Origin of the sequence: Marinitoga sp. 38H-ov, assembly GCF_011057715.1 — a bacterium.
Lineage (GTDB): Bacteria > Thermotogota > Thermotogae > Petrotogales > Petrotogaceae > Marinitoga.
On sequence record NZ_LNGH01000008.1, the window covers coordinates 42943 to 69365 of the forward strand.

The window sequence follows — 26423 nt, forward strand, 5'->3', positions numbered from 1 at the left end:
AACATGAGCGAAAGCGAATATTTGAATGTCGTTCCTCAAGAAGATCGAAGTGAAGGTATGGGGACAGGGGGATTAATATTATTAGGATTACAACATACCTTCACAATGTTTGGCGCAACAGTATTGGTGCCTTATTTAACAGGTATACCTGTAAATGTAGCGTTATTCACAGCTGGACTTGGAACATTATTATTTCATTGGATCACAAAATGGAAGGTACCAGTATTTTTAGGCTCTAGTTTTGCATACATTGCTCCAATAGTTGCAGTAGTAATGCATTATATGAATGAAGCTGGACTTGGATATAATAACATTCAAGATGCAGTAGCAGCTGGAGTAGATTTAAAACCATACTTAGCCTATGCAACAGGTGGAATATTTTTAGCAGGTTTAGTAAAGTTTGGTTTTGGAATATTAATTAAGTTTATAGGTATTAGGAGATTTGAAAAATTATTCCCGCCAGTAATATCAGGAACAATGATAATATTAATAGGTTTAATATTAAGTCCAGTAGCAATAAATATGGCAAGTGGAAATTGGTGGATAGCATTAGTATCTTTATTTACGGCAGTAATAGTAAGATTATATACAAGAGGATTTAGTAGATTAATACCTGTTATATGGGGGATAATAGTAGGGTATATAGTAGCAGCAATAACAGGAAATGTAAGTTTTGCAGAAGTAGGAACAGCAAGTTGGGTAGGAATACCAGAAATATATTTACCAAAATTCTCATGGTATGCAGCAGCTGCAATAGTACCAGTAGCAATTGCACCATCAGTAGAACACTTCGGTGATATATTTGCAATATCAGCAGTAGTAGGAAAGAAATTCTATGAAGATCCAGGAATGCATAGAACATTAATGGGCGATGGTCTTGCAACATCATTAGGAGGATTTTTTGGAGGACCTGCAAATACAACATATAGTGAAAATACTGGAGTATTAGCATTTACAAAAGCATTTAATCCATGGATAATGAGAATAGCAGCATTCTTTGCAATATTATTGGCATTAATACCAAAAGTAGGAGCATTAGTAAGATCAATACCTGTACCAGTAATGGGTGGAATAGAAATATTATTATTCGGTATGATTGCAAGTATTGGTGCAAAAACATTAATAAACAACCAAGTAAAAGTAGAAGGGAAAAATCTAGTAACAATGTCATTAATGTTAGTAACCGGTTTAGGTGGGGCTGTTTTCCAAGCAGGGAATTTCGCTTTACAAGGGTTAGGTCTTGCTGCTGTTGTTGGAATTTTAGTTAACGCTATATTAACTTTAACTGGTGCTTCAGATGAATAAGGTGAAAAATGATTGAAGTTTCAAAATTGTTGTTTGATAAACGATTAGAAAATAGTAAACTAAAAGAATTTTTTAAAACCAAACATTCTAAATATTTTGAATTTGATAATAGCGATATTTTTACTTTAACAACTTATGAAAATAGGGTCGGGGCATTAGGAATGACCGCCCCTCCCAATTTCTTAAAATTTTCAACAATTAAATTAGAAAATAATAATTTAATTTTTGATAATAATTATATTTTAAATAATTACATTATATATGATCCAAAAATAACACAAATTTTTTATTTTGAACCATTAAATAAAAATATAGAATTATTGAAAGAAAAAATTGACAATAGAATATTTAAAAAAATCATTACTACATTAAATGAAAAAAAATATGATGATTTAATAGGTTTTGGCCCTGGTTTAACTCCATTATTTGATGATATTTTATCTGGAATATTGCTAATTAATTCAATTAAAAGAAAGTTTGATGATTCATATATTCTAGAAAAGGCAAAATATAAAACAAATAAATTATCATATTTTCAATTATCTCATTCTTCTAAAGGATATGCTCCAAAACCTGTTAAAGAATATTTAGAAAAAGGAAATAAGGCTAATTTGTTAAACATGGGGGATACTTCAGGATTAGGTTGGATTATTGGTATTTCATTTTTCTTTGATTTGGAGGGATAAACGTGGTTTACAAATTGATTAAACCAAATTCGTATTATGACTCAGTTACACTTATGCTTATTACAGAAGATATTAAAAAGCATGATGATGTTGAAGAAGCTCTTGTTGGAATGGGTACTGATACTAACAAGGAATTTTTGAGAGAGTTAGGAATGATTGATGAAGAATTAGAAAAAACTACTCCTAATGATTTATTGATAGTAATAAAAGGTAATAATATTAATATGGATGAACTTGAAAATGAAGTTGAAAAATTATTAAAAGCTGAAGCTGAAGAAGATGAAGGAGAAAAATTTTATCCTTCTTTAGATAGTGCTGTAAAAAAATTAAATGGCGCAAATATGGCAGTTATTTCTATAGCTGGTGAATATGCTGGATTTGAAACAAGAAAAGCTTTAGATCACGGTTTAAATGTAATGCTTTTTAGTGATAATGTACCTTTAGAAACAGAAATTGAATTAAAAAAATATGCTTTGGAAAAAGGATTACTAGTTATGGGACCTGATTGTGGAACAGCCATTATAAATGGTGTCCCAATGGCATTTTCAAATGTCGTAAAAAGAGGAAAAATTGGAATTATCGCCGCTTCAGGTACTGGAGCACAAGAAGTTTCTTCGATAATTTCTAATCTTGGCTGTGGAATATCTCAACTAATAGGAACTGGCGGAAGGGATGTTAAAAAGGATGTAGGTGGATTGATGTTTCTTGAGGGAATTAGAAGATTAATAGAAGATGATGAAACTGATATTATTGTCTTAGTTTCTAAACCTCCTTATCCTGAGGTAGTTGAAAAAGCAACTGAATTATTGAAAAAATCTAATAAGAAACATGTGGTTCATTTTGTAAATGGTGTAGTAGAAGATCCTACTATTACTGTTGGGTATACATTGGAAGATACTGCCATTAAAGCTGCATTATTGTGTCAAGGTAAAAACATAGAAAAAGATATTTATACTTATTTTGATTTCTTAGAATCATTTGATTTTGAGTCTAAAGTTAAAGAAGAAGTTTCAAAAATTAAAGAAGGTAAATATATAAGAGGATTATATTCAGGTGGAACATTAGCTGATGAGACTATGGTATTACTATCAAAAGAAATTGGCCCAATTTATTCACCAGCTCCACTTGATCCAAAATATAAATTAGAAAATATTAATTTAAGTAAAGAAAATACCGTTGTTGACATGGGTGAAGATGAATTTACTGTAGGACGACCTCATCCAATGATTGATTTTACAATGAGAAAATCTAGATTAATAAAAGAATATCTCGATAAGGAAACCGCAATAATTATGGTTGATGTTGTTCTTGGATGGGGATCACATATGGATCCTGCAGGTGAAATTGCAGAAGCTGTAAAAACTGCACGAGAAACATCTGAAAATTATCGTTGTGTTATAGCAAATATTTGTGGAACATATGAAGATCCTCAAAAATATTATGAACAAAAGAAAAAGCTGGAAGATGAAGGAATAATTGTCTTCCCAAGCAATGCAAGCGCAGTTAAATTTGCAGTTAATGTTTGGAAGGAGTTGGGAAGATGAGTTTATTTAAAGAAGAATTGAAAATAGTAAACATAGGTTTAAAATCTTTCTATGAAGATTTAAAAAGGCAAGGAGCTAATGTTGTTCACGTTGATTGGAAACCACCTTTAGGAGGGTCTAAAGCATTAAAAATTTTAAATGATTTTAATATGTTAAATATTGATGTTGAAGCAGCAAATAAAGAAGCTGTTGAAAGAATAATGAATTCTCAACCAACTCTTGTAGGTATGGGGATAGCACGAGACGTTGTACCAGGAATGAATGATAATATGATTTTACATGCTGGACCACCAATTACATGGGATAGAATGTGCGGACCATTAAAAGGTGCTGTTATTGGTGGATTAATATATGAAGGAAAAGCCAAAGATGAAAAAGAAGCTATTGAATTAATAGAATCTGGTGAAATCGTGTTTGATCCTTGGCATCATCATGATGGTGTAGGGCCAATGGCCGGTGTTGCAACTCCATCAATGCCAGTATTTATAATTGAAAACAAAACATATGGAATTAAATCCTATTGTACAATGAATGAAGGGCTAGGAAAAGTATTAAGATACGGTGCAAATGGACCAGATGTTATTGAAAAATTAAAATGGATGGAAGAAGTATTATATCCTGTTTTAAAAGAAGCTATTGAATTAAAGGGAGAAATAAATTTAAAGAATTTAATTGCTCAAGCTGTACAAATGGGCGATGAGTGTCATAACAGAAATAGAGCCGCTACATCCTTATTCATACGTGAAATAGCTCCAGCTATTTTAGATACTAGTTTTTCCAACAAAGAAAAGAAAGAAGTTATTGAGTTTATAAATTCTAATGATCACTTTTTCTTAAACTTATCAATGCCAGCTGCTAAATCAGCAACATTAGCTGCTGAAGGAATTAAAGGAAGTACAATAGTTACAGTAATGGCTAGAAATGGAACTGATTTTGGAATTAGATTGGCTGGATTACCAGGTCAATGGTTTGTCGGACCAGCTCAAGATGTTGATGGATTATATTTCCCTGGATTTACAAAAGATGATGCTAATCCAGATATCGGAGATAGTACTATAACTGAAACTGGAGGATTTGGTGGATTCGCTATGGCAGGTGCTCCAGCAATAGTTAAATTCGTTGGGGGAACTGTACAAGAAGCTATTGAAACAACATTAAAAATGTATGAAATAACAGATGCAGAAAATAATACATATAAGATTCCATTTTTAAACTTTAGAGGAACACCTACAGGATTAAATGTTAAAAAAGTTGTAGAAAAAGGAATATTACCAAGAATTAATACTGGTATTGCCCACAAAGAACCAGGTATTGGACAGGTTGGAGCAGGTTTAACCTATCCACCTATAAATATATTTATAGATGCATTAGACGCATTTGTAAAAACATATTTAGATTAAGGGGGGAACATTATGGCAGGTATTAAAGTGTATGATTTAACTCAAAAGATAGGTATTACAACACCACCATGGCCAGGTTATGAGCCAATGAAATTATGGTATTTTAAAAGAATGATGCTTCAAAGGGTAAATGGACAAATAGTACAAACAAGTATGCATAACGGTACTCATTTAGATGGTCAAAGACATTTTATGACAGGTGGAAGAGATATAGCTTCATTGCCATTAGATGGTTATTTATTCCATGAAGGCGTTATTTTAGATATTTCAAAAGAAGTAGGAGATTTTGATATATATACACCTGAAACATTATTAAAAGTTGCTAAAGAAAACAATCTTGAAATAAAAAAAGGAGATATCATAATTATTAATACAGGGTATCATAAATATGCTTGGGATCAACCAGAAGCAAATGAAAATAAATATTATTATTTCCATCCAGGACCAGATCAAAGATTTGCTGACTGGTTAAAAGAAATGGAAATTAAATGGGTTGGTGTAGACTGCGGTTCGGCTGATCACCCTATGAATACAATTTTAAGAGAATATAGGCCAGAATTTGCTGCTATGGCAGATAAACATTTTAGAGAGAAATATGGAAAACCATTAGATGAATATTTTGATCATAAGACATATCAATTAATGCATATTGATTTATTCCCACATTTAATTCTTCACGCTGAAAATCTTGGTGGAGATATAGATAAAGTATTAAATAGAAGAATGTATATTGGTATTTTCCCATGGAGATTAGTAGATGGTGAATCCAGTATTGCTCGTGTAGCAGCATTTGAAATTGAATAATATTTATATTAAATAATATTAAAAATATTGTTTGAAAAAATTATATTAAAAATAAAATATATAGTGGAGGGAAAATTATGTGGAAAGAATTACCAGAAAAAGTATCTCAAGAAAAATTAACATTTGATGCTAGAGAAATTGAACCATTATTATCTGGTCCATCATTAAAATTACCACCATATGAACCTGAAATGGCTAAATTAAAAGATGGTAGTTATTTATATATAAGACCTCTTAAAAAAGAAGAAGTTCCTGAATTATTACCATTTGTAAAAAAATTATTAGATGTTGATCATGATTTCTATGATATAGTTGGCGTAAGGGTATATGGAGAATTATTAGGATGGTATAGAAATAGATTAAAAGATCCATATTTCATGATTGGTACAATTAATGGTAAATTAGCAGGATTTGCAAATGCTAGAGTTATGAATAATGGAATTCATATTAGTCTTCATTCTATGGCATTTGTTAGAGGTTTAAGAGTTGGAGCTATTATGTATTATGCTAAAGCAAAATATGCATTTGAAAAATTAGGTGCAAAAGAATGGTGGGCAACATATGAAAGTTATAACGGATGGAAAAGATGGGGTTTAGGAATGGCACAACCATCATATCCATGGCCAGATGTACAACATGAACTCGGTGGCGCTAAAGTTTATTATGTAACTAAAGAATATTGGGATTTATCAATAAAAGAATATTTACAACAACTTGTAAAAACTGAACTTGTTCCTGCAACTCCTGAAGTTGCTGAAGCTAACAAAGAATTAATAATTCCTGAAAATCCAGTTGTTTAAAGACAAGGCAGGCTAAATAGCCTGCTCTTTTATTAAAAAAATTGTTAATAATATTCCGAATATTCCAAATATCCATAAGCTATTTAAAATAAACTGTACATTGTTTCCAAAAAAGAAAGAATATATAGTAATTAAAACATTCCCCATTGCTCTAGTGAAACCCATTAAAGCTCCAGATGCAAAACTTTTGTTATCAGGTAATAATTGTTGTGCATAATGAACATTTACTGACATCGTTAAAAACATAAACGCATCAGCTAATATATATGAAATAGCTAAAACCCATATATTTGTTGATATAGTAAATAAAAATACTAATATTGAAAATGCTGAAAAATACAATAAATTAACGAATTTTACGCTTGTTTTTTCCTCTAATTTTGCACCTAGCAAATTAGAAAATGTTCCTGCTAAAAAACCTAATGTTACTAATAATCCTCCTACAGTCAAATCATAACCCAACATTCTAGATTTTATTGGAACATATGACCTAAACATAATGCTAATAAACGCCCTATGAATAGTTAAAAACCATATTGGCGCAATATATTTAAAACCTTTAAAACTTTCAAAAAATCTACCTTTTTTAACTTTTGGTTTTAAATATTTATGTGTTTTAAAATAATTAAATGCAAAGTAAAATAAAATTGTGTATATAACAATTCCAATCAATCCTATATATGCTGAATTTTTTAAATTATAATTACTAACAAAATATGTAATAAATATAGGACCTAGTGCGTAACCAAATGTTCCTCCAACCATAAAAATTGCTAAGGTGGTACTTTTTTCTTTGCCAATAGTTCCACTAATCCCTGCACCTAAAGGTTCTTGGGCAGCACTCCCCAAATATCCAATTAAGAAAATTAAAAATAATAACCATATGTTTTTTACATAACCTAAAAACAATATAGGTACCATTGTTATAATTACTGATAAATATAAAAATTGTAGTTTTTTATTTGATTTATCTGCAATATAACCAAAAAAAACTTGACTAAACGAAGATAATAGCGTCAAAATTGACGCCATCATTACAAATATTTTTGGTTCATTTACATTAAAGTATTCCATAAAAAATGGAATTAATGGTTTAAAATATGATTTAAAAAAACTTGTAAAAAAATTTGTAAATGTTATATATATAGCTAGTGGTTCCATTATACCTCCAATAAATCTTTTTTATTTTCCTTGCACATTTCTATTATACTTTCTATAGATTCGCTACATTCTGAAGGAAGTTTATCAATTCCTCCTCTTTCAGTTTCACGAGATATTATAAATTCTAATCTTTTTTTCATAGATTTCACAAAATTATTCACATACTCTTTATCTTCCATATTGGGAATATACCCTTCAATATCAATTATATCAATATTTTTTGTCCATTTTTTAAACTCTGCTTTACCTTCAACCACTAATTCTATAGATGATAATGTAATTTCTTTTGTTATTTTTTTATTTAGAAAATATCCTGTATTTAATATATAACAACTAACACCTTTTTCAAATAATTTTTTAAAACTATAATAATCCTCAGATAAAGGATATGTTCTAAATGGATTTGCATATGGTTCAAACACTAACGCGTCTGGATCTACTCCATCTGCTAGTTTTTCTGCAGATGTTCTTTTTGTCGCCAATGTTGCTCCTAATGTTGAAGCTAAAATAGGATCATTAACTTTAACAATTGGAGGCAATACTGGATCTTTCATTAACCAAAATATTGCGTTTATTGGTTCTTCAATCTTATATACTCTATTAGGAGACCATAATTTTGACTTTAATGCTCTTCCATTTCCATTTCTAATATCTTCAGTAACTGGAATTACTCTGCCTTCTTCATCAAGAGTTGCTCCACAATTTTGAATAGTTAATAGATATTTATTATCTTCTGAATTTGCTGGATAATCAGATGTTTTGTCGAAATAAGAGGGTTCCAGTGAAATTGTTGAACCATCTGCCATAGATATTATAAACGCATCATCATGCAAAACAGTTATATTATATTTTCCATTGTGTTTTGCATGAGTTAATGTAGATTTTCCTGAACCTGACAATCCAAAAAAAGCAGCTACAAAAGTTTCATTGTTTTTTAAAGTATATTTTTTCAATCCTCCATGACAAGAAGCATAACCATTTCTATTAGCTGTTCCCCATCCAAGAGTTAATGTCCCTTTTTTAAACTCTCCAAAATATCTCATACCTAATATTGCAGCACAATTATGTTGAGGATCAAAAAATGATAATCCTAATGGAAAATCCGGATGTTTCCAATCAGGATCAGAGAAAATATAAATATCCCCTTCATTTAACATTCTTGACTTTTCATAAATTTTAATAAAATCAACTGTTAAAGGTTGAAAATTTAATAACCAATTGTATAATATATTTTCATGTCCTTCGGGGATTAATAAATGGTTTTTTACAATAAAATCTTCATGCAATCCTGTAAAAGATATAGCATGATACATTTTTTTAAATCTTGTATTATATACTGCTTCTCTAATTATTTCTGCATATTTATTTTCATCTACTCCAGGCTCGCCAATAATTCTCCTACCAGCAGCATATCTGCCAGTAATAGCGCCATCATTAAATATAAGAATTTTTGTTCCTTCATCTAAAGCTAATAATTCCGGTTTATACACATTAATATCTGTGATAATAGTTCCAGGAGAGTTTTTTGCTAATTTATATGCTTCTTTGGGAGAATCTACTTTTACAACATTATTTCGATAAAATGCTGTTTCAATAGTGGTTCTGATTCTAGAAAAAATAGGATTTGATGATGAAATTTCATCTTTAGTAAAAAAACTCCTAGTTGCCATTTATATACCTCCTGTGAAAAAAATATCAAATAAAAATAACCCCATTACTGGGGTTATATAATTTGGTTCAAATTTTTTCCTAACTTACTAATTATTTTTCTATACCATTTCTTATACTCCATAACAATACCTTCATCGGAGTTTCTTAAATAATCATCTAAAATTTTTTCTATATTTATATTTTTAAAATCATCTTTCAATTTATTTTTTAATTCATAGATGGTTTCTATTCCATATATTAATATCAAACTTTTTAACAATTTTTCTTCTCTTTTTTCATCATCTTCTTCTAACACTTTTTTATTAAATACTTCATAACTTTTTTGAATTTCTTCATATATACTTTCTATTTTTTCTTCTTTAGTTAATATATATTCATTTTCAATATCTTCACTCTCTAACATATTTTTTATTTCTTCTTCTATCTCATCTATAATTTCCCATAATGTTTCATTCTCATCATTTTCTTCATCTTCTTCCATGAATATTTCAATATCAACATCGTCATCTTCGTTTTCTTCATCATTTTTATGCTTTTTCATTTCCCCAATAAAATTAGTAAAAGATTTTAAAGCCTCTTCAGAATTGCTTAATGAAATATTTTGGTCAATATTATTTATATTATATAATTGAAAAATATTATCTTCTATATTCTTCAATTCATTAAAATCAACTATCTTAATTTTTTCTGATATATGTTTTAAAAAAGCTTCTTGATTAATTATTTCTGGTAAAACATTTAATCTAAATCTATTAAATTCATTTATTAAAGTTTTATAAAACTTTTTTATTTCAGACATTGTAGTTTTAATACTTATATCAAAAACACTTTGATAATCATATCTAGAAAATATAAAATGATGTTCATAATATCTACCAGATTTATTTATATATATTGCTGAAAAATCAACACTTTCATTTATTGTATAAACCATTAATTCGTGACTTATAATACTTTCGGTTAGCATTAGAGAATCTGTAGATAAAAATGAAAAAATGCTTTTCATTTTATTATTAAAAAATTTATTTAGTCTAAAAATAGTTAATAATGTTGGCATATATTCCATTTCAACATCTATTGAATCAGGTAATTCAACGCTAAATTCATTAGGATGCCAAATAAAATCCCCTGTTTTAGCTTTAACTTCAAATATATATTTTTCTTCAACATCCTCATCTATCGAATCAGTAAACCAAAATTTTTTTATTACTCTAGGGGTCAATTCAAAATAAGAATCATCTATACCTTTTAGTAAGGCCATATTTTACCTCCATTAAATATTATAGGAATATAATTTAAAATATATTCCTAAAAATAAAAATTCAATCAATGCTAAAGTTAAACCCAAATAAGGATAATCCCAACTAATAATACCTATTATACCAAATAAAAATGAAAAAGTATATGTCATCATAGCTGTTTTTTTAACGGATATATTGTATCTTCTTTTTATTTTATCATAAATATGGTCTCTATCTCCAAAAAATGGAGATTTATTATTCAAAACTCTTCTTAAAAAACTAAAAAATAAATCTGTATAAAATAAAGCTGAAACTATTATTGATATGGAAAATCCACCAAATCCATGATTAGATGTCATTATAACTGTTAAATAAAAAATAGTATATCCTAAAAAATAGGACCCTGCATCTCCTAAAAAGATCTTTGCTGGATGAAAATTAAATAAAAGAAAACCTAATATAGCTACTACAATATAAATATAATTTAAATGATTTGAAATTATACTTAAAAACAATATTACAAATAATGTATTACCTCCACAAATTCCATCCATTCCATCTATCATATTTACTGCATTAATTAATGTTACACCTAAAATTGTTAAAATAATTGAATAAATTATTCCAAGAGAGTTATAAAATGGTAATAATGTCAATACAACCCCTATAAACTCATTAATTAATCTAAATCTTGGAGAGATATTCATTATATCATCTAATAATCCTAAAACAAGCATTAATGTTCCAAAAATAATAAATCTAATATCCTCTATAAACCATATGCTAGATAAATATATAGCCACACCACCTAAATACGGTATAGCATCATCATGAATTTTTAAATTATTATCCGGATTATCTACAACCCTTAACTTTTTTGCTATAGGAATCATTATATATGTTATTATTATTGATAACATGAATATAATTAAGTAGTTCCCCATAATTCACCTCAATATGCTATATCTTTTTTTATTTTTGACGTAGCTTCTGGTATATATTTTTCAATTAAATTATTAAATAATTCAAAATCATTTTCTTTGAATCCTTTAGATATATCTTCTATTAATTTATTTAACTGATTTAATTCTATAATATCATTTCCTTTTAAGATGAATATCCTTTCATTATCAGTTTTTATAAACTCTTCTGAATCTAAAAATAATTCTTCATATAATTTTTCACCTGGTCTAATACCAGTATATACTATTTTTATATCTTGATCTGGAATATATCCTGAAAGCTTAATCATTTCTCTAGCTAATTTGTCAATTAATACAGGCTCTCCCATATTTAACACAAATACTTCACCATTATTAGCAAATGATCCGGCTTGCAACACTAAAGCTACAGCTTCTGGTATTGTCATGAAATATCTTTTCATTCTTGGATCAGTTACTGTAACTGGACCACCTTTTCTTATTTGTTCTTGAAAAATAGGAATTACGCTTCCTCTGCTTCCTAAAACATTACCAAATCGAACAATCCCAAATTTCGTACTTGATTGCTTAGCTAAAGCTCTTATTATTATTTCTCCAAATCTCTTTGAAGTTCCCATTATTGATGTTGGATTTATTGCTTTATCTGTTGATATATAAATAAATCTTTTCACATTATTATCAATTGAATTCTTAGCTAAAATATATGTTCCATATGCATTTACCCTAAAAGCTTCTGATGGATTCTTTTCCATTAATGGAACATGTTTATGAGCTGCTGCATGAAAAACCACATCAGGTTTAAATATATTAAATATCTCTTTTATCCTATGTTCATTTGTAATATCGCCAATAATTTCAGTTATAGTTAAATTTGGAAATTTTTCATTTAACTCTTTTGATATATTAAATATACTATTTTCTCCTCTTCCTAAAATTAATAATTCTTTAGGGTTTAACGCAGCAACTTGTCTACATATTTCAGAACCTATACTTCCTCCAGCACCAGTAACCAACACTTTATTATCCGTTATATAATACTTTATTTCATCAAAATTTACTTTAATTTCCTTTCTACCAAGTAAATCTTCTATATTTACATCTCTTATAAATCCTAATGACACCTTATTATTTAATATTTCAAAAATCCCTGGTAATGTTTTTAATCTAACCTTTTTGGTATCAATATTATCTATAATTCTCTTTAACTGTTCTGAAGTCGCAGATGGTATTGCTATAATAACTTCGTTAATTGAATATTTTTCTACAATTTTCATAACTTCCGAGGTTTTTCCTAATATTTTAACATCTCTTATTTTTCTACCTATTTTAGATTCATCATCGTCTAAAAATCCTACTACTTTCCCATATAATGGATGTTTTATAAATTCTTCTAGCAATTCTACCCCTGCATCCCCAGCTCCAACAATTAATATCTTTTTACTTACATTATTACTAATATTATTTTTTACATTAATTATATTTTTTTCGTTATTTTTTGAAAACCACCATACTCTACTAAAAATAATAAGAATTGAACCTAATAGCGCTGTAATAAATCCTACAGTTATTGGAATAATTAAATTTGAAAACAATGTTCTTCTTAAACCTTCAATTATAAAAAAGTTAATTATGTAACCCAAAAAAGAGGAATAAATTATAGGTTTAATTTCTTTTAATGTTGCAAATCTCCATACATAATCATATATTTTATTGAAATATAATACAATTACCATTACCAAAGGAAAGATCATTATTGGTAATATGTATTTTTGTATTTCAATAATATCTGTCTGAAATCTAAAAAACAAAGCTATAATATAACTAATAAAAAATATAATATAATCTATAATAATTAATTGAATCTTTCTTTTCATACTGTCACCTTATTTCTCAAATTTATCTAATATGTCTTTTATTATTTCAACAACATATTTTTGTTCATGTATAGTAATTTCAGTATAAAATGGTATTGCTATAGTTAAAGAAGATATTAGCTCTGTAACTGGATAATCCCCCTCTTTATAACCATACAAATCTCTATAGAATTTTTGCAAATGAACTGGTGAAAAATAATTTTTTGACTGAACACCATTTTTATTAAGTTCATCTATTACACTATATGTAATATTTTTAATATTATATAATATTTTTTTCCACTCATTATTTTTTTCAATATATAAAGGTAAATCAACATTTTTAACATAATCAGGAATATCTATTAAATTCGACATCCAATCTAAAGATAATCTAATAACAAAAACAAACCAACTCATTTTTGTAGTATATTTTTCTATTTTAGGTAATACTATTCTTTTTTCGTTTTTAAATAAATCAAAATAATTATTTGCGACATTATTTCTTTTTTCAAGAATTTCATCAAGCCTTTGCATTTGCGCATATCCAAGTCCCGCTGATAATTCATCCATTCTATAATTATATCCTAATCTTACATGTTCTAACCATTCATTAGAATCCCCTCTACCTTGATTAGACATTGATCTACATAATTTACTTATTTCTTCATTGTTAGTAATAATAATTCCGCCTTCACCTGTTGTTATTTGTTTATTAGGATAAAATGCAAATGTCCCCGCCTCACCAAAAGTACCTACATATTTATTTTTATATTTTGCACCAATTGCTTCACAAGAATCTTCTATTATTTTCCATTTATTATTTTTACATATTTCTATTGCTTTATCCCAATCTAAAGGTTGTCCAAATATATCAACACCCATAAAAAATTTTATATTATTTAAATTCTTTATTCTTTTATAAATTGGATGATTTTTATCTTTAAGACTTTTTTCTATCTTTTCTAAATCAATATTATAATTATTTGGATCAATATCTATAAATACCGGGTGAGCCCTTTCAAAAAGAGCTACATTTGAAGAAGCTATAAAAGTAAAAGGCGTTACTAACATCCCATCATTTTCTTTTATATTTAAAGATCTTAATATTAAATGTAATGCAGAAGTTCCACTATTTACTGCAATTGCATGTTCAACACCGAAATATTTCTCAACACTTTTTTCAAATTTGTTCAAATAAGAACCTAAAGCCAATCTTTCACTTGAGAAGATTTCATCTAGTATTTTCTTTTCTAAACTTGTTAAACTAGCAGAAGACAAAGGTACATTCATTTTAATCCCCCTTAAATTAAAAGGAGCTCGCTATTAGCGAGCCTTTTAAATTATTCATTTTTTCCAAATTCAATGGTTCTTTCAACTTGAATATATTTATAAAATTCCATTTCATCGCCATCGCTAATATCATCAAAATTCAGTATTTTTATACCACATTCCTTAGGCGCTTCTATTCTTTTTACCTCATCTTTGTAATGTCTTAATGATTCTATTTTACCATCATATACAAGTTTCCCTTGTCTATATAATCTTACTGAACCATCTCTTTCAACATACCCTTCTTTTAATTGAATACCCGCTATAGTTCCAACCTTTTTTATTTTGAATACTTGTTTAACCTCACCAGATCCGGTGATTTCTTCTTTTTCTTCAGGTTCTAACATACCCTGTAATGCTTTCTTTAAATCATCTATTAAATTAAAGATTATATCATATCTTTTTATCTGAATTCTTTCTCTTTCTGCAAATTTTACTGCACTACTATCAGCTTTAACTCTAAATCCTAGTATAACAGCATCAGATGCTGTTGCAAGCATAACATCACTTTTTGTAATAGCACCTATACCACCGTGAATAACTTGTAGCTGTATGTCAGGATTTTCTAATTTTGCTATTGCATTTTTTAATGCTTCTAATGATCCAAATGTATCAGCTTTAATAATGATGTTTAGTATTTTTTGTTCTCCTTCTTCTTTCATCATTTTCAATGCATCTTCAAGTCTTATATGTCTTTTTTGCACTACTTTCTCTACAAGAGCTTTTTTCTTTTCAACATAATCTTTAGCTTCATGTAATGATTTTACTCCGTATAATATAGAATGCATATCTGGTACTTCTTCAAATCCTAAAATTTGAACTGGATCAGATGGACCTGCAACTTTAACATTTTTACCGTTGGGATCTATCATTCTTCTAACTTTACCAAATGTATTTCCTGCTACAAAATAATCTCCAACCTTTATTTTTCCATCTTTCACTATAGTCGTTGCTACAGGACCCAAGAATTTATCCAACCTACTTTCAATAATAACCCCTCTCGCTAACCCTTCAGGGTAACATTTTATTTCTTGCATTTCTGCAACTAAAAGTATCATTTCTAATAATTCATCTATACCTTGACCAGATTTAGCAGATATTGGAACTGTAATTGTATCTCCGCCCCAATCTTCTGGTATAAGATTTAATTTTGCTACCATTTGTTGCTTTGTTAAATCTACGTTAGCATTTGGCTTATCTATTTTATTTATCGCAACAATTATTGGAACATTAGCATTTTTTGCGTGATTATATGCTTCAATTGTTTGAGGCATTACACCATCATCAGCAGCAATTATTAAAACTACTATATCAGTAGCTTGAGCGCCTCTAGCTCTCATTTCAGTAAATGCTTCGTGACCAGGTGTATCTATAAATGTTATTTTTTTACCATCATAATTTACTTGATAAGCACCTATAGACTGTGTAATTCCACCGGCTTCTTTTTCTGCAACTCTAGTATTTCTTATATTATCTAACAATGTTGTTTTACCATGGTCTACATGTCCCATTATAGTAACAACAGGTGGTCTTATTGTTAATTTATCAGATTTTTCTTCATATATTTTCTTCCAAAATTCTTTAAATTTTTCTTCTGGGTCTATTTTTTCACTTAATTCAACATTTTCTTCGTTTTTTATCTCTTCTGATTCATCTACTATATCAAGTAATGCATTAAACATCATAGCAATCTCTTCTGCTTGTTCTTCTGATAATATTTGACCCGGTCTAAGAATTTTACCTTTTAAGAAAAATTCTTTTATTATATCATTTTGCCCTTTCCCCAATTTATTTGCTAAAACATCCAATTTTAACTCTGATTTAGATATTTTTATTTCTTTTATTTCTTCTTCTTTTTTTACTTCTTCTTTTTTTATTTCTTTAGATTTTTTTTCATTTTTATTTTCTATCTTTTTTTCTTTGGGTTCACTTTTTTTCTTTTCAACATTCTTTTCATTATTTTTCTCCTCAAACAGTTCCCTAATTGCTTCTACTTCATCATCTTCTAAAGTTGACATATGGCTTTTTAAACTATATCCTAAATCATTTAATTCATTTAATAATTCTTTAGCATGCATTCCGAATTCTTTAGCTAATTGATATACTCGCGTCTTAGACAATTGAATCACCTCCAGCATCCGCTACTTCTTTAATTCCATTAACTATATTTTCATCTAAAACACCTACCACACTTATTTCTTCTTTGCCTAAAGCATGTCCCAAATCCTCTTTTGTATATTCTTTTAGCAATATATATGGGACTTTATGTGATTCGCATCTTTTTATTGTATCTTCTTTTACAGATTCTCCAACATTAGATGCGATTATTATAAACTTTTTTCTTCTTTTTGGATTTCTAATATATTCTTTAATGTTATCTTTTCCAAAAATAATTTTCCGCATCCGTGAAGCAAAACCTAAAAGGTTTACAACCTTTTTTTCATTCATTCTTTTACCTCCAATTTTCTTTTCTAAAGTAATTATAACATATAAATTTGGAATAAAGAAATGTTCATTATATTATAGAAATTAAATAACAGTAATTTAACAAAAAATCCCCCTTGCGGAGGATTTTAAAATTTAGAAGTAGCATTAATATACAAATAGTAATTTTCAAAATCATTCTCAAAATCATGTCCTAACTTGAATTTTACAGAAATATTTTCTTTTTTTAATTCGTATCCTATTTTATAGCCTAAGTTGTTTAAATTATCATAGTGCATATCAAATAAAATCATTGCATCGTTTGTTATATCATATTTTGCTCCAAATTCTAACTTATATGTATTATTTTTCAAAGTATAATCAACTAACAATGACAAATAATTATAAAAATTCCCTTCTAATGATATATTTTCATTAAAAAAGCTATAAATCCATTTAACTTGAATATTATCATCGCTAAAATCAGATAAAATATATTCTAGTTTATCAGTATATTTATACTCTATACCAACTCCATTAGCTTCTATTCTTCCATATATATTCATTGGAGATGTATTTGTTTTAGGAGAAAATAATGCTGTAAGATAAAATTTTTCTAAATATAATTTACTTGATAAAAAATAATTTAGATCATTATTATTTGAATAAGCATCAATTCCTATATTGATAAAATTTGTTTTAAATACTCCAAAAAAGCCAGAATTTTCTTTTTCAATATTTTCACTAAAATTTATTAAGTCATTTACAGCCTTATTCTTATACATTCCAAATTTAAAATTAGAATTTTCCCATACAGCTTTTAAAGAAGATAATTCTAATTGCCAATTATTGTTATCTGCTTTTAAAACAGCTTCTAAATTCATGCCGGTTTTTTTAGGATTAATAATTAAATTAAATTCATGTACAACTTCAGGATTTTTTAATGAATATTTTTCAATATCAAATTTTGATTTCAAATCAAAGGCATATGACCCACTTAATATACCGCTTTCTTGTTTTTCAGGTATTTCTATCTTTAATTTTCCATTTTCTAAAATTAATGAAAATGCCCCGTTTTTTCCACCAAAGCCATCTGGCGTATATCCCGGAGCATCTGGATCTTCCTTCCAATCAGTTCCATTAACCACAAATTTATACTGATAATCTCCAGGTGCTAATTTCAACATAATTTTCCACAATCCATTTTTACTTTTTTCCATCGGATGAGCACTTGGATCCCAATTATTAAATGATCCTGCTAAAAAAACTTTTGAAGCTGTAAGGTCTTTAAATTCAAAAACTACATTATTATTATAAATATAAACTTTTGAAAAAGAGACAATTGATACTGTTAATATAGCTAATAATATTATTATTTTTTTCATTAAAACACCTCCTAAAATCCTGTTCTAACAGTTAAAGAGATTTGTTTCTTAAATTCTTTTGAAGCACCAAAATTCCCATCTCCTAAACTTAGTAACAATTCCATATTAGAAAATCCTGTATATTTTGTTTCTAAATATAATGTTTTATACCTTTCTATTACACCATAAATATACATACCTTTTCCAAAAAAATTAAAATTACCAAAAGATTTTGATAATGTACCATATAATACTTCTGAAAAACCTCCATTATAAACAGTTGAATTTTCTATATTCACAGCATTATTACCAAAAATATACGATAGATTATAATAATATCCAAATATATTCCCATTTATATTAGAAGAAATTGAAAATTCTCTGAATTTTTTTATATTCATCCAATTATCTTCTAATCCATGTTTATAAATTGAAATATTTACATTCCCTAATATTTTCAATGGAATATTTAAAAAAATTTCTGAATCATATAAGTCATATTTATTGCTTTCAAAAGGAACCCCTATGTATAGATAATTATAGTTATTTAGAAATAAATAACTTTTTAAATATTCTAAAGAAAAGCCAGGAAAATTATAATATCCCTCAAGTGTAATGTTCAGATTCCCAATATTTAATTCATTTCTAATGCTATTGGAAAAACTATCAGGTAAATAATCTTTTTTATAACCAAAAGATAAATATTTTAAGTAAAAAGCATTATTAATATTATTGAAAATAATTCTATTACCTAAAAATACTAAATAATTATTATCTAAATACTTTTCTCCTTTATCATATGAATATCCAAATTCTCCAAAAAATTGTGTATTATCTAAATTTAAATTGAAATCAAATAATCTCCAATCATAATATATATATTTTGTAAAATATTCTCTGGAATATATATAACTATAATAGAAATTTCCCAAAGGTATTCCTCTTAAATGAGAAATAAAAAGTGATGAAGACGAATCATCTTTTTTTACTAAAAAATTTTCCGCACGAAATATGGGCAGATCGACCTTAAATATAAATCCATTTACTGCACCTATTTTTTCATTATTAAATGCATTTAACCAATCTGTTGTGTTGACACTTTTCTTTTTCAAAAGTGTTCTGAAAATATTTGAATCAAATTTAAACTCAAATTCTCCATCTGTTATATAATATTTATCATCACTACCTTTATTTAAATTTAATTCACCAGAAAAATTTGAATCATTTGGCTTAATATACAAATCTAATTTTAGACCATTATAATAGAATTGTGCAGGAGATGATTCTAAGGTATATGTCCATGATGATTCTAAATTTCCATTAATTTGAACATCAGAAAAAACTATTATTGAACTTAATAACAAAAAAATTATATATATTTTTTTCATTGTGAATCACCAACTTTCAACTCTTCAATTTCTACATAACTTATCAACGGAAAAAACTTTATTATAAACCCTGTCACATCATTTTTAAAAGTATATATTTGATTTTGTGATGAATCCGAATATACTTCTCCATTAAATATCATTTGCCATGGTTTCCAGGTTGTAGAAGCAGGAATTTTATATTCAATATTTTCTCCTTTTTTATATTCTTTATTTATTTCAATTTCAAAATGATTAGAAACTTTATTCATTTGTTCTGGTGTCCAATTATTAAAGCTACCAGCTACATACCAATTCATGTTTAACTTTGTATCATCGCCAACTCCTACACCTTTACCATTAGATAATTTATCAACATCTAAATAAATATTTATTTGATTATCTAATAAACCGGATTTTAAAACAGGAATAGAATCAGAAACAATATTCCCATCATTTTTTACATAAAATACCTTATAATATCCTATATAAAATTTGTTTCCATCATTATCTACTTCATTAAAATTTATTTTAGAAGCATCTATAGTAACTTTATATAATTTTAAATTTTCATCATATATAAATTTGCTATTTTCTACAATATTTTTATTATCTGTTTGCAACCAATTATTTCCGTCATAACCTACATATATACCTTCTGGAATAGACAAATTCAATAATTTCATCATACATCCTGAAAAAATTAACATCAAAGAAATTATTAAAATTAATAATACAATCTTTTTCAAAAACATCACCTCCATTCTTTTAAAAATCCCACCTCAAAAGAGGTGGGGAGTTTTTATTGAATAATATGTTCTGACATATTTATTATTGTCAATGGAATATTCCAATCCCAATTATCCGGATATGTATTATCTGGTATAGTATCTGGTGATGATGATCCATCACCTCCAACTATAGTTCCAACAAATTTAATTTTGTCTCCAATACTTAATCCTAAATCTGATAATTTTATTTTAACTTCCATTATAGGATCTGTATTATTCTTTAATATCATATAATCATCATGTTTTGTCTTGGTTGTAGTGCTATCAACAGTCCATAATTCTGGATCATTATGTTCCCATGCAGCTACAAAGAAATGAATTGGTGTTCCGTCTTGAGTTTGTATCACTCTATTCCAAGCTCCAAAATTCATATCAGTAGCTCCACCAGTTTCTCCTACTTTAGAGAAATAAATTATAAATCCATTATTTGATGCTTTATAATTTGCTCCAATATATAAATATTCATCATCATTAGCTACACCTACCCAATTTACATCATTTGCCTCTCCCCATTTACTATCATCAGTTGCATCTTCTGTAATAGTTTTAGTAGCATAATCTGTCCAATCGCTTAAATCTCCATCTATAATTATTTGACCTGGTGCAGCAATATCATTTTCATCTCTTGGTACTACTTTTAATTGATCATAATTATACATTATTACACCAGTAATATTATATTCTGCTCCTATTTCAAATGTTGTTGATGTATAATTTTTTACAACTATTGTAGCGCCATTTGATAAGAATGATGCATTGCCAAAACCATCATCAGAAATTGTACATATTCCTTTAAAGGTTACTAATTTCCCATAATAATCCCACTTATCTTTAATTTCCATTCCTGTAATCTCTTCAGGTTTCAATTCAATATCTCTTTTTAATACTGTTACTGAAGCTGAATTGTTTATATTATATTCGTAAACTTTTGTAGATGAATTTTCATAATATTTTGCTTCTCCTTCTACATATACTAAATCTCCTATTTTTAAATCAGCTATATTAAATGGTTTATAAACTTCTATACCTTTAGTATCATCTTGAATAAATACGTATGAACTAAATACATAATTTACAATACCAACAGAAGAAGCTTCTATTGTTTGATTAGCATCTATATCTGATATTACTTCAGATATATATGGAATTTCTTCTATAGGCTCTACTGTTACTTTTGAAAAGTGTGGATCGAATGTAACCTTTGCACCCATAGTATATTTTCCTTCTTCAAATGCTTTTGAATTATTACCTGTTCCATAATAATGATTCTCTGCAAATAAAAATGGATTTTCTTCTGCGTTATTTGGCCAATGATTTAGACCAATTCCTATTTTAAACTCCAATGGATTTTTAGGACCAAATATTGTTTTTGTAGATAATTCTGTTTCATATATCCCATTTGTCATTTCAACAAAACTCCATTCTGTAGGAGATCCTACAAAATATATTGGAGATGCATCTTTTGTATTATCACCCATTACACCTGCTATAGTTTTATGATCTGTTGTAGTATCAGCTGAAGGATCAAAATAGAAAATTACTTTATCCATATTTTCTACAACATCTGGATCTATAGGAACACTAGGATCAAATTCTCCAAATCCTCCATATGCGATTGAACTATCTCCAGTAATTTGAACAACTTTCCACCACCAAACTTTTTCATTATTTGTTGGTGCTGGTACATTTTCAACTAAATCTGATGCAGGAATTTCCAGCTTATATGTACCATCATCTTGTTGAACAAATTTCCACTCTGGTATTAAGTCAAAATCCCATTCACTATTAGAAAAATATAAATAATAACCATCTTCAAGAGTAGTAGTTTCCTGAGGTTTTGGCAAACAACTTACTAATAAAAAGGATAATAAAATAAAACCAACAATTAAAATACTCTTTTTCATAATCACCCCTCCTAATATAAATGTAATAGTTTTGTTGCAATACAATTATACAACATTACATTAAATCAAAAAATTTTATATATTATTTTTAATGTTAATTATTACTAATTATTAATTATTATATAAATTTATTAATAAAAATCCGCAAAAAAATAAGGAATCCTCAAGATTCCTTATTTATGTTATTTATTTAGATGTTTTAATTATATAATGACTATAATCAAGATCAGCGTAATTAAAAGAATTCATTATTTTTTTTGCCCAATTTAAAGTAATAGGATGTTCTATTCTAGAGGATATTACAGTTTCTAAACCAATATCTCTTGCTAAATTCAAATATTCCGATGTTTTTATTAATCCTCCAAATTTCGTTATTTCAAATATAAGCCCTGTTGAATAATCTTTTAACCTTAGGATATCATTTAAATTTTTAAATGATTCATCCCAAAAAATAGGATATTTATACATTATATCTTTTACCGCTAATTCATTTCCAACTGGCAAAGGCTGTTCTAAGGCTACTATTTTTAAATCTTTTAATAAATTCAATACCCTCCTCATTTCATAATGATCAAACAAGCCTTTAAAATCTATCCATATATTATATCCTTTTATTTTTTCTTTTAATTCATTTAATTCCTTAATATCAACTTTTTCTAAAAATTCTATTTTTAAAATACTGCCACATTCTACTTCATTAAACACATTAAAATCCATATTACTATACACATATACTTTTATCATATTTTCATTCATTAATCTTTTTGAAAATAATATCTTTGCCAAATCTATATTTTTTGATTTTAATATATAATCAGCTATCGCTATTTCCACAGCTGTTTTTGAAGACATATCAAATTTAACGATATTATTCATTTCTTTTTCAAACTCAGCATATTCATTTAAATCTTCCCAATTCTCTGTTAATTTACGCATTTTCTCTATAATTGCCATTGTTGTTTTATAAGTTTCGCCATAATCAGGATTTGGAGTGCCCGCTCCTATACCTTCAATACCTTGTGAATTAATTTTAAAAACAGCATGCTCAACCCATTCATTTTTTAAATATTTTGTAACACTTCTTTCTTGCCAATAATACACATCTCTTTTTCTATTCATTATCTCTCCTCCAAAATTTCATGTTTTTTTGTTATAATATATTTAAATAGTAATAACATGTGAGGTGAATTATGAAAAAAAATAAGCTTCTAAACTACGCTTTGATTATATCTTTTATATTTGTTATATATATTAGTGTTAATTCTATTATATACTATTATAATACAAATTTAACAAAATCTCAAGATTATATTAAAAGCGAAAACTCTGTAATTGCAACATTTATAAATGATTACTTCACAGAATTAATTAATATAGCTGAAACGTTTTCAAAAGATTCTGATTTTTTAAATGCATATATATCTAAGGAAAGCGAAAAAAAAGTATTAGAAATATTAAAAAATTATCGGGAATCAAATGAAAATATTGAGTTTATATATCCTGGGTATAAAAATAAAAAAATTATTATTGATAATTGGGAAGTTCCTGAAGAATACGATCCAACTATTAGACCTTGGTATCTAGAAGGCATTAAAAACCCTAATTCCGTATATATTGGCACACCATATAGAGAATATACTAGCAAACAATGGTTAATATCAACAGGAAAAGCACTTATAAAAGATGGGGAAGTTATAGGTGTTCTTTCTATTGATTGCTCAATAAAAGATTTTGTAAATTTAATTAACGACGAGATAAATTATAAAACTGGTCAATCTTTTGTAATTAACAAAGAAGGTATTGTTATACTTCATAAGAATTTAGATTACATAAATAAAAAGTTTTTTAATGATTTAAGTATTTTGAAAAAAAATAATGGAATTACAAAATTTAAATACAACGATAAAGATTATTATATCGCTTATACAAAATTACCATCTACTGGCTGGTATGTTATAACAATGGTTGAAAAATGGGAAATAAATTCTCCAGTTATAAAAGGAGCAATTTCAAACTCGATAATTCTGTTAATATTGTTAATAGCATTCTTACATATTCAAAGTATAGTATATACAAATTTAAATCTAAAAAAAGTTATTGAAGAAAGAAATATAGAATTAGAAATTAAAAATAAAAAGATTATGGATAGTCTATATTACGCCAAGCATATTCAAGACTCTATTTTACCTTCAGATAAGCTGCTTAAAAGGAAATTAAAAGATTTTTTTGTATATTGGAAACCTGCAAATATTGTTGGTGGAGACTTTTATTGGTTCAAAGAATTAGATGATGGATCTTATTATATTTCTGTTATAGATTGTACAGGTCACGGAGTGCCCGGAGCTTTAATGACCATGACTGTTAATTCATTGTTAAACAGAATAACAGACAATAAAGATATTAGAAAACCTTCTGAAATCTTAAAAGAGTTAAATATTTTATTTAAAAAAACTTTAAACTCAAAAATTGAAGATTACAGAGTAGATGATGGGCTAGAAATAGGAATTTGTTATATAAATAAAAATAAGTTAATATATAGCGGTGCTGGAATATCATTATATTTTACAAATAAAAATTATGAAATAACAAGAATAAAAGGTAATGTTCAAGGAATAGGATATAAACGTTCAAAAATAGATTATGACTATATAGATCATATTATTGAATTAGAGGAAGATATGTCATTTTACTTAGCAACAGATGGTTATGAAGATCAAAATAACACTGAAAATAAAAGATTTGGAAGAAAGAATTTTTTGAAAATCATATCAAATGTTCATAATAAACCTATGGATATACAAAAAAAGATTTTCAAAGAAAAAATAGAGCAATATATGAGCGGTGAAGAGCAAAGAGATGATATAACTGTTTTAGGATTTAAAATATGAGAGGTGATAAAATTGAACCCAAATGTTATTTTAGATTTGAAAAATCATATTAAGGGAAATGATATTTTAATAAGTTTTATTGGTCCTTTTTCACAGGGAATTATTGAGGAAATAGGAAATGCTTTAAGGGAGCATTTAAAAAAAGATGAGAATATGGACTTTAGCGCGAATAGCGTTTTTTCAGTTTTTATAGAACAAAGTCAAAATATTAAAAATTATGAAAAAGTATTGTCAGATGTTGAAAAAAATATATCTGATTCTATAATACTAATAGGAAAAGATAATAATAATTATTTCATTTGCTCCGGAAATACAATAAAAAAAGAACATATGTTAGAATTAAAAAATAAACTAGAAAAAATAAATTCTCTCAACAAAAATGAAATAAAAAAAATATATAAAGAAAAATTGAAAAATCATATATACAATGAAAACGGTAGCGCTGGACTTGGGTTATTGGAAATGGCAAAACGTTCTTGTGATAAATTTAAATATGATTTCATTAAACTTAATGAAAAATACTATTATTTTGTATTAATAGTAAAAGTATAAGGGAGGATAGAATATGGAGAAATTATACATAAAACCATCCAAATCAACACCTGAAATAAATTTTGATCCCGATAAAAGAATATTATCTTTAAAAGGAGATTCTTATCCGGAAAATTCCTTTGAATTTTATAAACCAATATTTGAATGGTTGGAAAATTTTTTTAAAAAAAATCACGATGATGAAATCGTTTTTGAATTTGATGTAAATTATTTAAATACTAGCAGTACAAAGTCTATAATGTTTATTTTAGATCTTTTAGAAGAAGCATATAAAAATAATAAAAATGTCAAAATAATTTGGTATTATGATGAAGATGATGAATTTTCATACGAAATAGCAGAAAATTTTATGGAAGATTTAAGTATCCCATTTAATTTAATTAAAAAATAAAATA

Annotated in this window: 22 protein-coding genes; 9 read left to right on the forward strand and 13 right to left on the reverse strand. The window is 27.2% G+C overall.

What is annotated here, in order from left to right:
• The first annotated feature begins 3 nt into the window (after positions 1 to 3).
• The 6 genes from AS160_RS02670 (at position 4) to AS160_RS02695 (ending at position 6539) form a co-directional block, all read left to right on the forward strand.
• Positions 4 to 1305 (forward strand): uracil-xanthine permease family protein, encoded by a 1302-nt coding sequence (locus AS160_RS02670; protein WP_165144508.1) that lies wholly within the window; start codon positions 4 to 6, stop codon positions 1303 to 1305.
• Positions 1306 to 1313: 8 nt separating this feature from the next.
• Positions 1314 to 1991, forward strand: a complete 678-nt coding sequence (locus tag AS160_RS02675) for a DUF2877 domain-containing protein (protein ID WP_165144511.1) — start codon at positions 1314 to 1316, stop codon at positions 1989 to 1991.
• 2 nt (positions 1992 to 1993) lie between these two features.
• A complete protein-coding gene (gene fdrA, locus AS160_RS02680; RefSeq protein WP_165144514.1) occupies positions 1994 to 3535 on the forward strand; it encodes an acyl-CoA synthetase FdrA in 1542 nt (513 codons plus the stop codon).
• The gene (locus AS160_RS02685) at positions 3532 to 4935 is read left to right on the forward strand and encodes a DUF1116 domain-containing protein (protein ID WP_165144517.1); all 1404 of its coding nucleotides are present in this window, start codon (positions 3532 to 3534) and stop codon (positions 4933 to 4935) included. Before fdrA ends, AS160_RS02685 begins: the two co-directional genes overlap by 4 nt.
• A 12-nt stretch (positions 4936 to 4947) precedes the next feature.
• The gene (locus AS160_RS02690) at positions 4948 to 5739 is read left to right on the forward strand and encodes a cyclase family protein (RefSeq protein ID WP_165144520.1); all 792 of its coding nucleotides are present in this window, start codon (positions 4948 to 4950) and stop codon (positions 5737 to 5739) included.
• Positions 5740 to 5816: 77 nt separating this feature from the next.
• Positions 5817 to 6539, forward strand: coding sequence for an N-acetyltransferase (locus AS160_RS02695; protein ID WP_165144523.1), 723 nt, complete (start codon positions 5817 to 5819; stop codon positions 6537 to 6539).
• A gap of 12 nt (positions 6540 to 6551) precedes the next feature.
• Here AS160_RS02695 and AS160_RS02700 read toward each other — a convergent pair whose 3' ends face one another.
• The 13 genes from AS160_RS02700 to AS160_RS02760 form a co-directional block, all read right to left on the reverse strand.
• Complete coding sequence (locus AS160_RS02700; protein ID WP_165144526.1) at positions 6552 to 7700, reverse strand: MFS transporter; 1149 nt, start codon at positions 7698 to 7700, stop codon at positions 6552 to 6554.
• A complete protein-coding gene (locus AS160_RS02705) occupies positions 7700 to 9370 on the reverse strand; it encodes a phosphoenolpyruvate carboxykinase (ATP) (protein ID WP_165144529.1) in 1671 nt (556 codons plus the stop codon). The genes AS160_RS02700 and AS160_RS02705 overlap by 1 nt, the downstream gene beginning before the upstream one ends.
• Positions 9371 to 9423: 53 nt before the next feature.
• Entirely contained in the window at positions 9424 to 10632 is a 1209-nt protein-coding gene (locus AS160_RS02710) for a hypothetical protein (protein WP_165144532.1), read from the reverse strand.
• A 12-nt stretch (positions 10633 to 10644) separates the two neighbouring features.
• Positions 10645 to 11556 carry an MraY family glycosyltransferase gene (locus AS160_RS02715; protein WP_165144535.1) on the reverse strand — a complete coding sequence of 304 codons (912 nt, stop codon included), beginning with the start codon at positions 11554 to 11556 and terminating at the stop codon, positions 10645 to 10647.
• Between the two features lie 8 nt (positions 11557 to 11564).
• Positions 11565 to 13427 (reverse strand): nucleoside-diphosphate sugar epimerase/dehydratase, encoded by a 1863-nt coding sequence (locus tag AS160_RS02720; RefSeq protein ID WP_165144538.1) that lies wholly within the window; start codon positions 13425 to 13427, stop codon positions 11565 to 11567.
• A gap of 9 nt (positions 13428 to 13436) precedes the next feature.
• Positions 13437 to 14699 (reverse strand): DegT/DnrJ/EryC1/StrS family aminotransferase, encoded by a 1263-nt coding sequence (locus AS160_RS02725; protein WP_165144541.1) that lies wholly within the window; start codon positions 14697 to 14699, stop codon positions 13437 to 13439.
• A 50-nt stretch (positions 14700 to 14749) separates the two neighbouring features.
• Positions 14750 to 16858: a translation initiation factor IF-2 gene (gene infB, locus AS160_RS02730; protein ID WP_165144544.1), complete on the reverse strand. Its 2109-nt coding sequence runs from the start codon at positions 16856 to 16858 to the stop codon at positions 14750 to 14752.
• Positions 16851 to 17186: a ribosomal L7Ae/L30e/S12e/Gadd45 family protein gene (locus AS160_RS02735; protein ID WP_165144547.1), complete on the reverse strand. Its 336-nt coding sequence runs from the start codon at positions 17184 to 17186 to the stop codon at positions 16851 to 16853. Before AS160_RS02735 ends, infB begins: the two co-directional genes overlap by 8 nt.
• A 125-nt stretch (positions 17187 to 17311) precedes the next feature.
• Complete coding sequence (locus AS160_RS02740) at positions 17312 to 18547, reverse strand: isoamylase early set domain-containing protein (protein ID WP_165144550.1); 1236 nt, start codon at positions 18545 to 18547, stop codon at positions 17312 to 17314.
• Between the two features lie 11 nt (positions 18548 to 18558).
• A complete protein-coding gene (locus AS160_RS02745; RefSeq protein ID WP_165144553.1) occupies positions 18559 to 19914 on the reverse strand; it encodes a hypothetical protein in 1356 nt (451 codons plus the stop codon).
• Positions 19911 to 20642: a hypothetical protein gene (locus AS160_RS02750; RefSeq protein WP_165144556.1), complete on the reverse strand. Its 732-nt coding sequence runs from the start codon at positions 20640 to 20642 to the stop codon at positions 19911 to 19913. The genes AS160_RS02745 and AS160_RS02750 overlap by 4 nt, the downstream gene beginning before the upstream one ends.
• Before the next feature lie 53 nt (positions 20643 to 20695).
• Positions 20696 to 22588 carry a hypothetical protein gene (locus AS160_RS02755; protein WP_165144559.1) on the reverse strand — a complete coding sequence of 631 codons (1893 nt, stop codon included), beginning with the start codon at positions 22586 to 22588 and terminating at the stop codon, positions 20696 to 20698.
• 186 nt (positions 22589 to 22774) lie between these two features.
• A complete protein-coding gene (locus tag AS160_RS02760; protein WP_165144562.1) occupies positions 22775 to 23707 on the reverse strand; it encodes an enolase C-terminal domain-like protein in 933 nt (310 codons plus the stop codon).
• 71 nt (positions 23708 to 23778) lie between these two features.
• On the opposite strand from AS160_RS02760, the gene AS160_RS02765 reads away from it, so the two are divergent.
• From AS160_RS02765 to AS160_RS02775, 3 genes are read left to right on the forward strand one after another with little or no spacing between them, the layout of a single operon-like run.
• Positions 23779 to 25476 carry a cache domain-containing protein gene (locus AS160_RS02765; RefSeq protein WP_165144565.1) on the forward strand — a complete coding sequence of 566 codons (1698 nt, stop codon included), beginning with the start codon at positions 23779 to 23781 and terminating at the stop codon, positions 25474 to 25476.
• 3 nt (positions 25477 to 25479) lie between these two features.
• Entirely contained in the window at positions 25480 to 26028 is a 549-nt protein-coding gene (locus tag AS160_RS02770; protein WP_206528049.1) for a SiaB family protein kinase, read from the forward strand.
• Positions 26029 to 26041: 13 nt separating this feature from the next.
• On the forward strand, positions 26042 to 26419 hold the full coding sequence (locus tag AS160_RS02775) for a DUF1987 domain-containing protein (protein WP_165144571.1): 378 nt from the start codon (positions 26042 to 26044) through the stop codon (positions 26417 to 26419).
• Positions 26420 to 26423: the final 4 nt, after the last annotated feature.

Bases quoted from the DNA above. Each gene is read 5' to 3' on its own strand.
- AS160_RS02725 (WP_165144541.1), bottom strand. From the start codon at position 14,699: ATGAATGTACCTTTGTCTTCTGCTAGTTTAACAAGTTTAGAAAAGAAA.
- AS160_RS02775 (WP_165144571.1), top strand. From the start codon at position 26,042: ATGGAGAAATTATACATAAAACCATCCAAATCAACACCTGAAATAAAT.
- AS160_RS02695 (WP_165144523.1), top strand. From the start codon at position 5,817: ATGTGGAAAGAATTACCAGAAAAAGTATCTCAAGAAAAATTAACATTT.
- AS160_RS02670 (WP_165144508.1), top strand. From the start codon at position 4: ATGAGCGAAAGCGAATATTTGAATGTCGTTCCTCAAGAAGATCGAAGT.
- AS160_RS02765 (WP_165144565.1), top strand. From the start codon at position 23,779: ATGAAAAAAAATAAGCTTCTAAACTACGCTTTGATTATATCTTTTATA.
- AS160_RS02700 (WP_165144526.1), bottom strand. From the start codon at position 7,700: ATGGAACCACTAGCTATATATATAACATTTACAAATTTTTTTACAAGT.
- AS160_RS02740 (WP_165144550.1), bottom strand. From the start codon at position 18,547: ATGAAAAAAATAATAATATTATTAGCTATATTAACAGTATCAATTGTC.
- AS160_RS02690 (WP_165144520.1), top strand. From the start codon at position 4,948: ATGGCAGGTATTAAAGTGTATGATTTAACTCAAAAGATAGGTATTACA.
- AS160_RS02720 (WP_165144538.1), bottom strand. From the start codon at position 13,427: ATGAAAAGAAAGATTCAATTAATTATTATAGATTATATTATATTTTTT.
- AS160_RS02675 (WP_165144511.1), top strand. From the start codon at position 1,314: ATGATTGAAGTTTCAAAATTGTTGTTTGATAAACGATTAGAAAATAGT.
- AS160_RS02710 (WP_165144532.1), bottom strand. From the start codon at position 10,632: ATGGCCTTACTAAAAGGTATAGATGATTCTTATTTTGAATTGACCCCT.
- AS160_RS02735 (WP_165144547.1), bottom strand. From the start codon at position 17,186: ATGAATGAAAAAAAGGTTGTAAACCTTTTAGGTTTTGCTTCACGGATG.
- AS160_RS02715 (WP_165144535.1), bottom strand. From the start codon at position 11,556: ATGGGGAACTACTTAATTATATTCATGTTATCAATAATAATAACATAT.
- AS160_RS02755 (WP_165144559.1), bottom strand. From the start codon at position 22,588: ATGAAAAAGAGTATTTTAATTGTTGGTTTTATTTTATTATCCTTTTTA.
- AS160_RS02705 (WP_165144529.1), bottom strand. From the start codon at position 9,370: ATGGCAACTAGGAGTTTTTTTACTAAAGATGAAATTTCATCATCAAAT.
- AS160_RS02760 (WP_165144562.1), bottom strand. From the start codon at position 23,707: ATGAATAGAAAAAGAGATGTGTATTATTGGCAAGAAAGAAGTGTTACA.
- AS160_RS02745 (WP_165144553.1), bottom strand. From the start codon at position 19,914: ATGAAAAAAATATATATAATTTTTTTGTTATTAAGTTCAATAATAGTT.
- AS160_RS02685 (WP_165144517.1), top strand. From the start codon at position 3,532: ATGAGTTTATTTAAAGAAGAATTGAAAATAGTAAACATAGGTTTAAAA.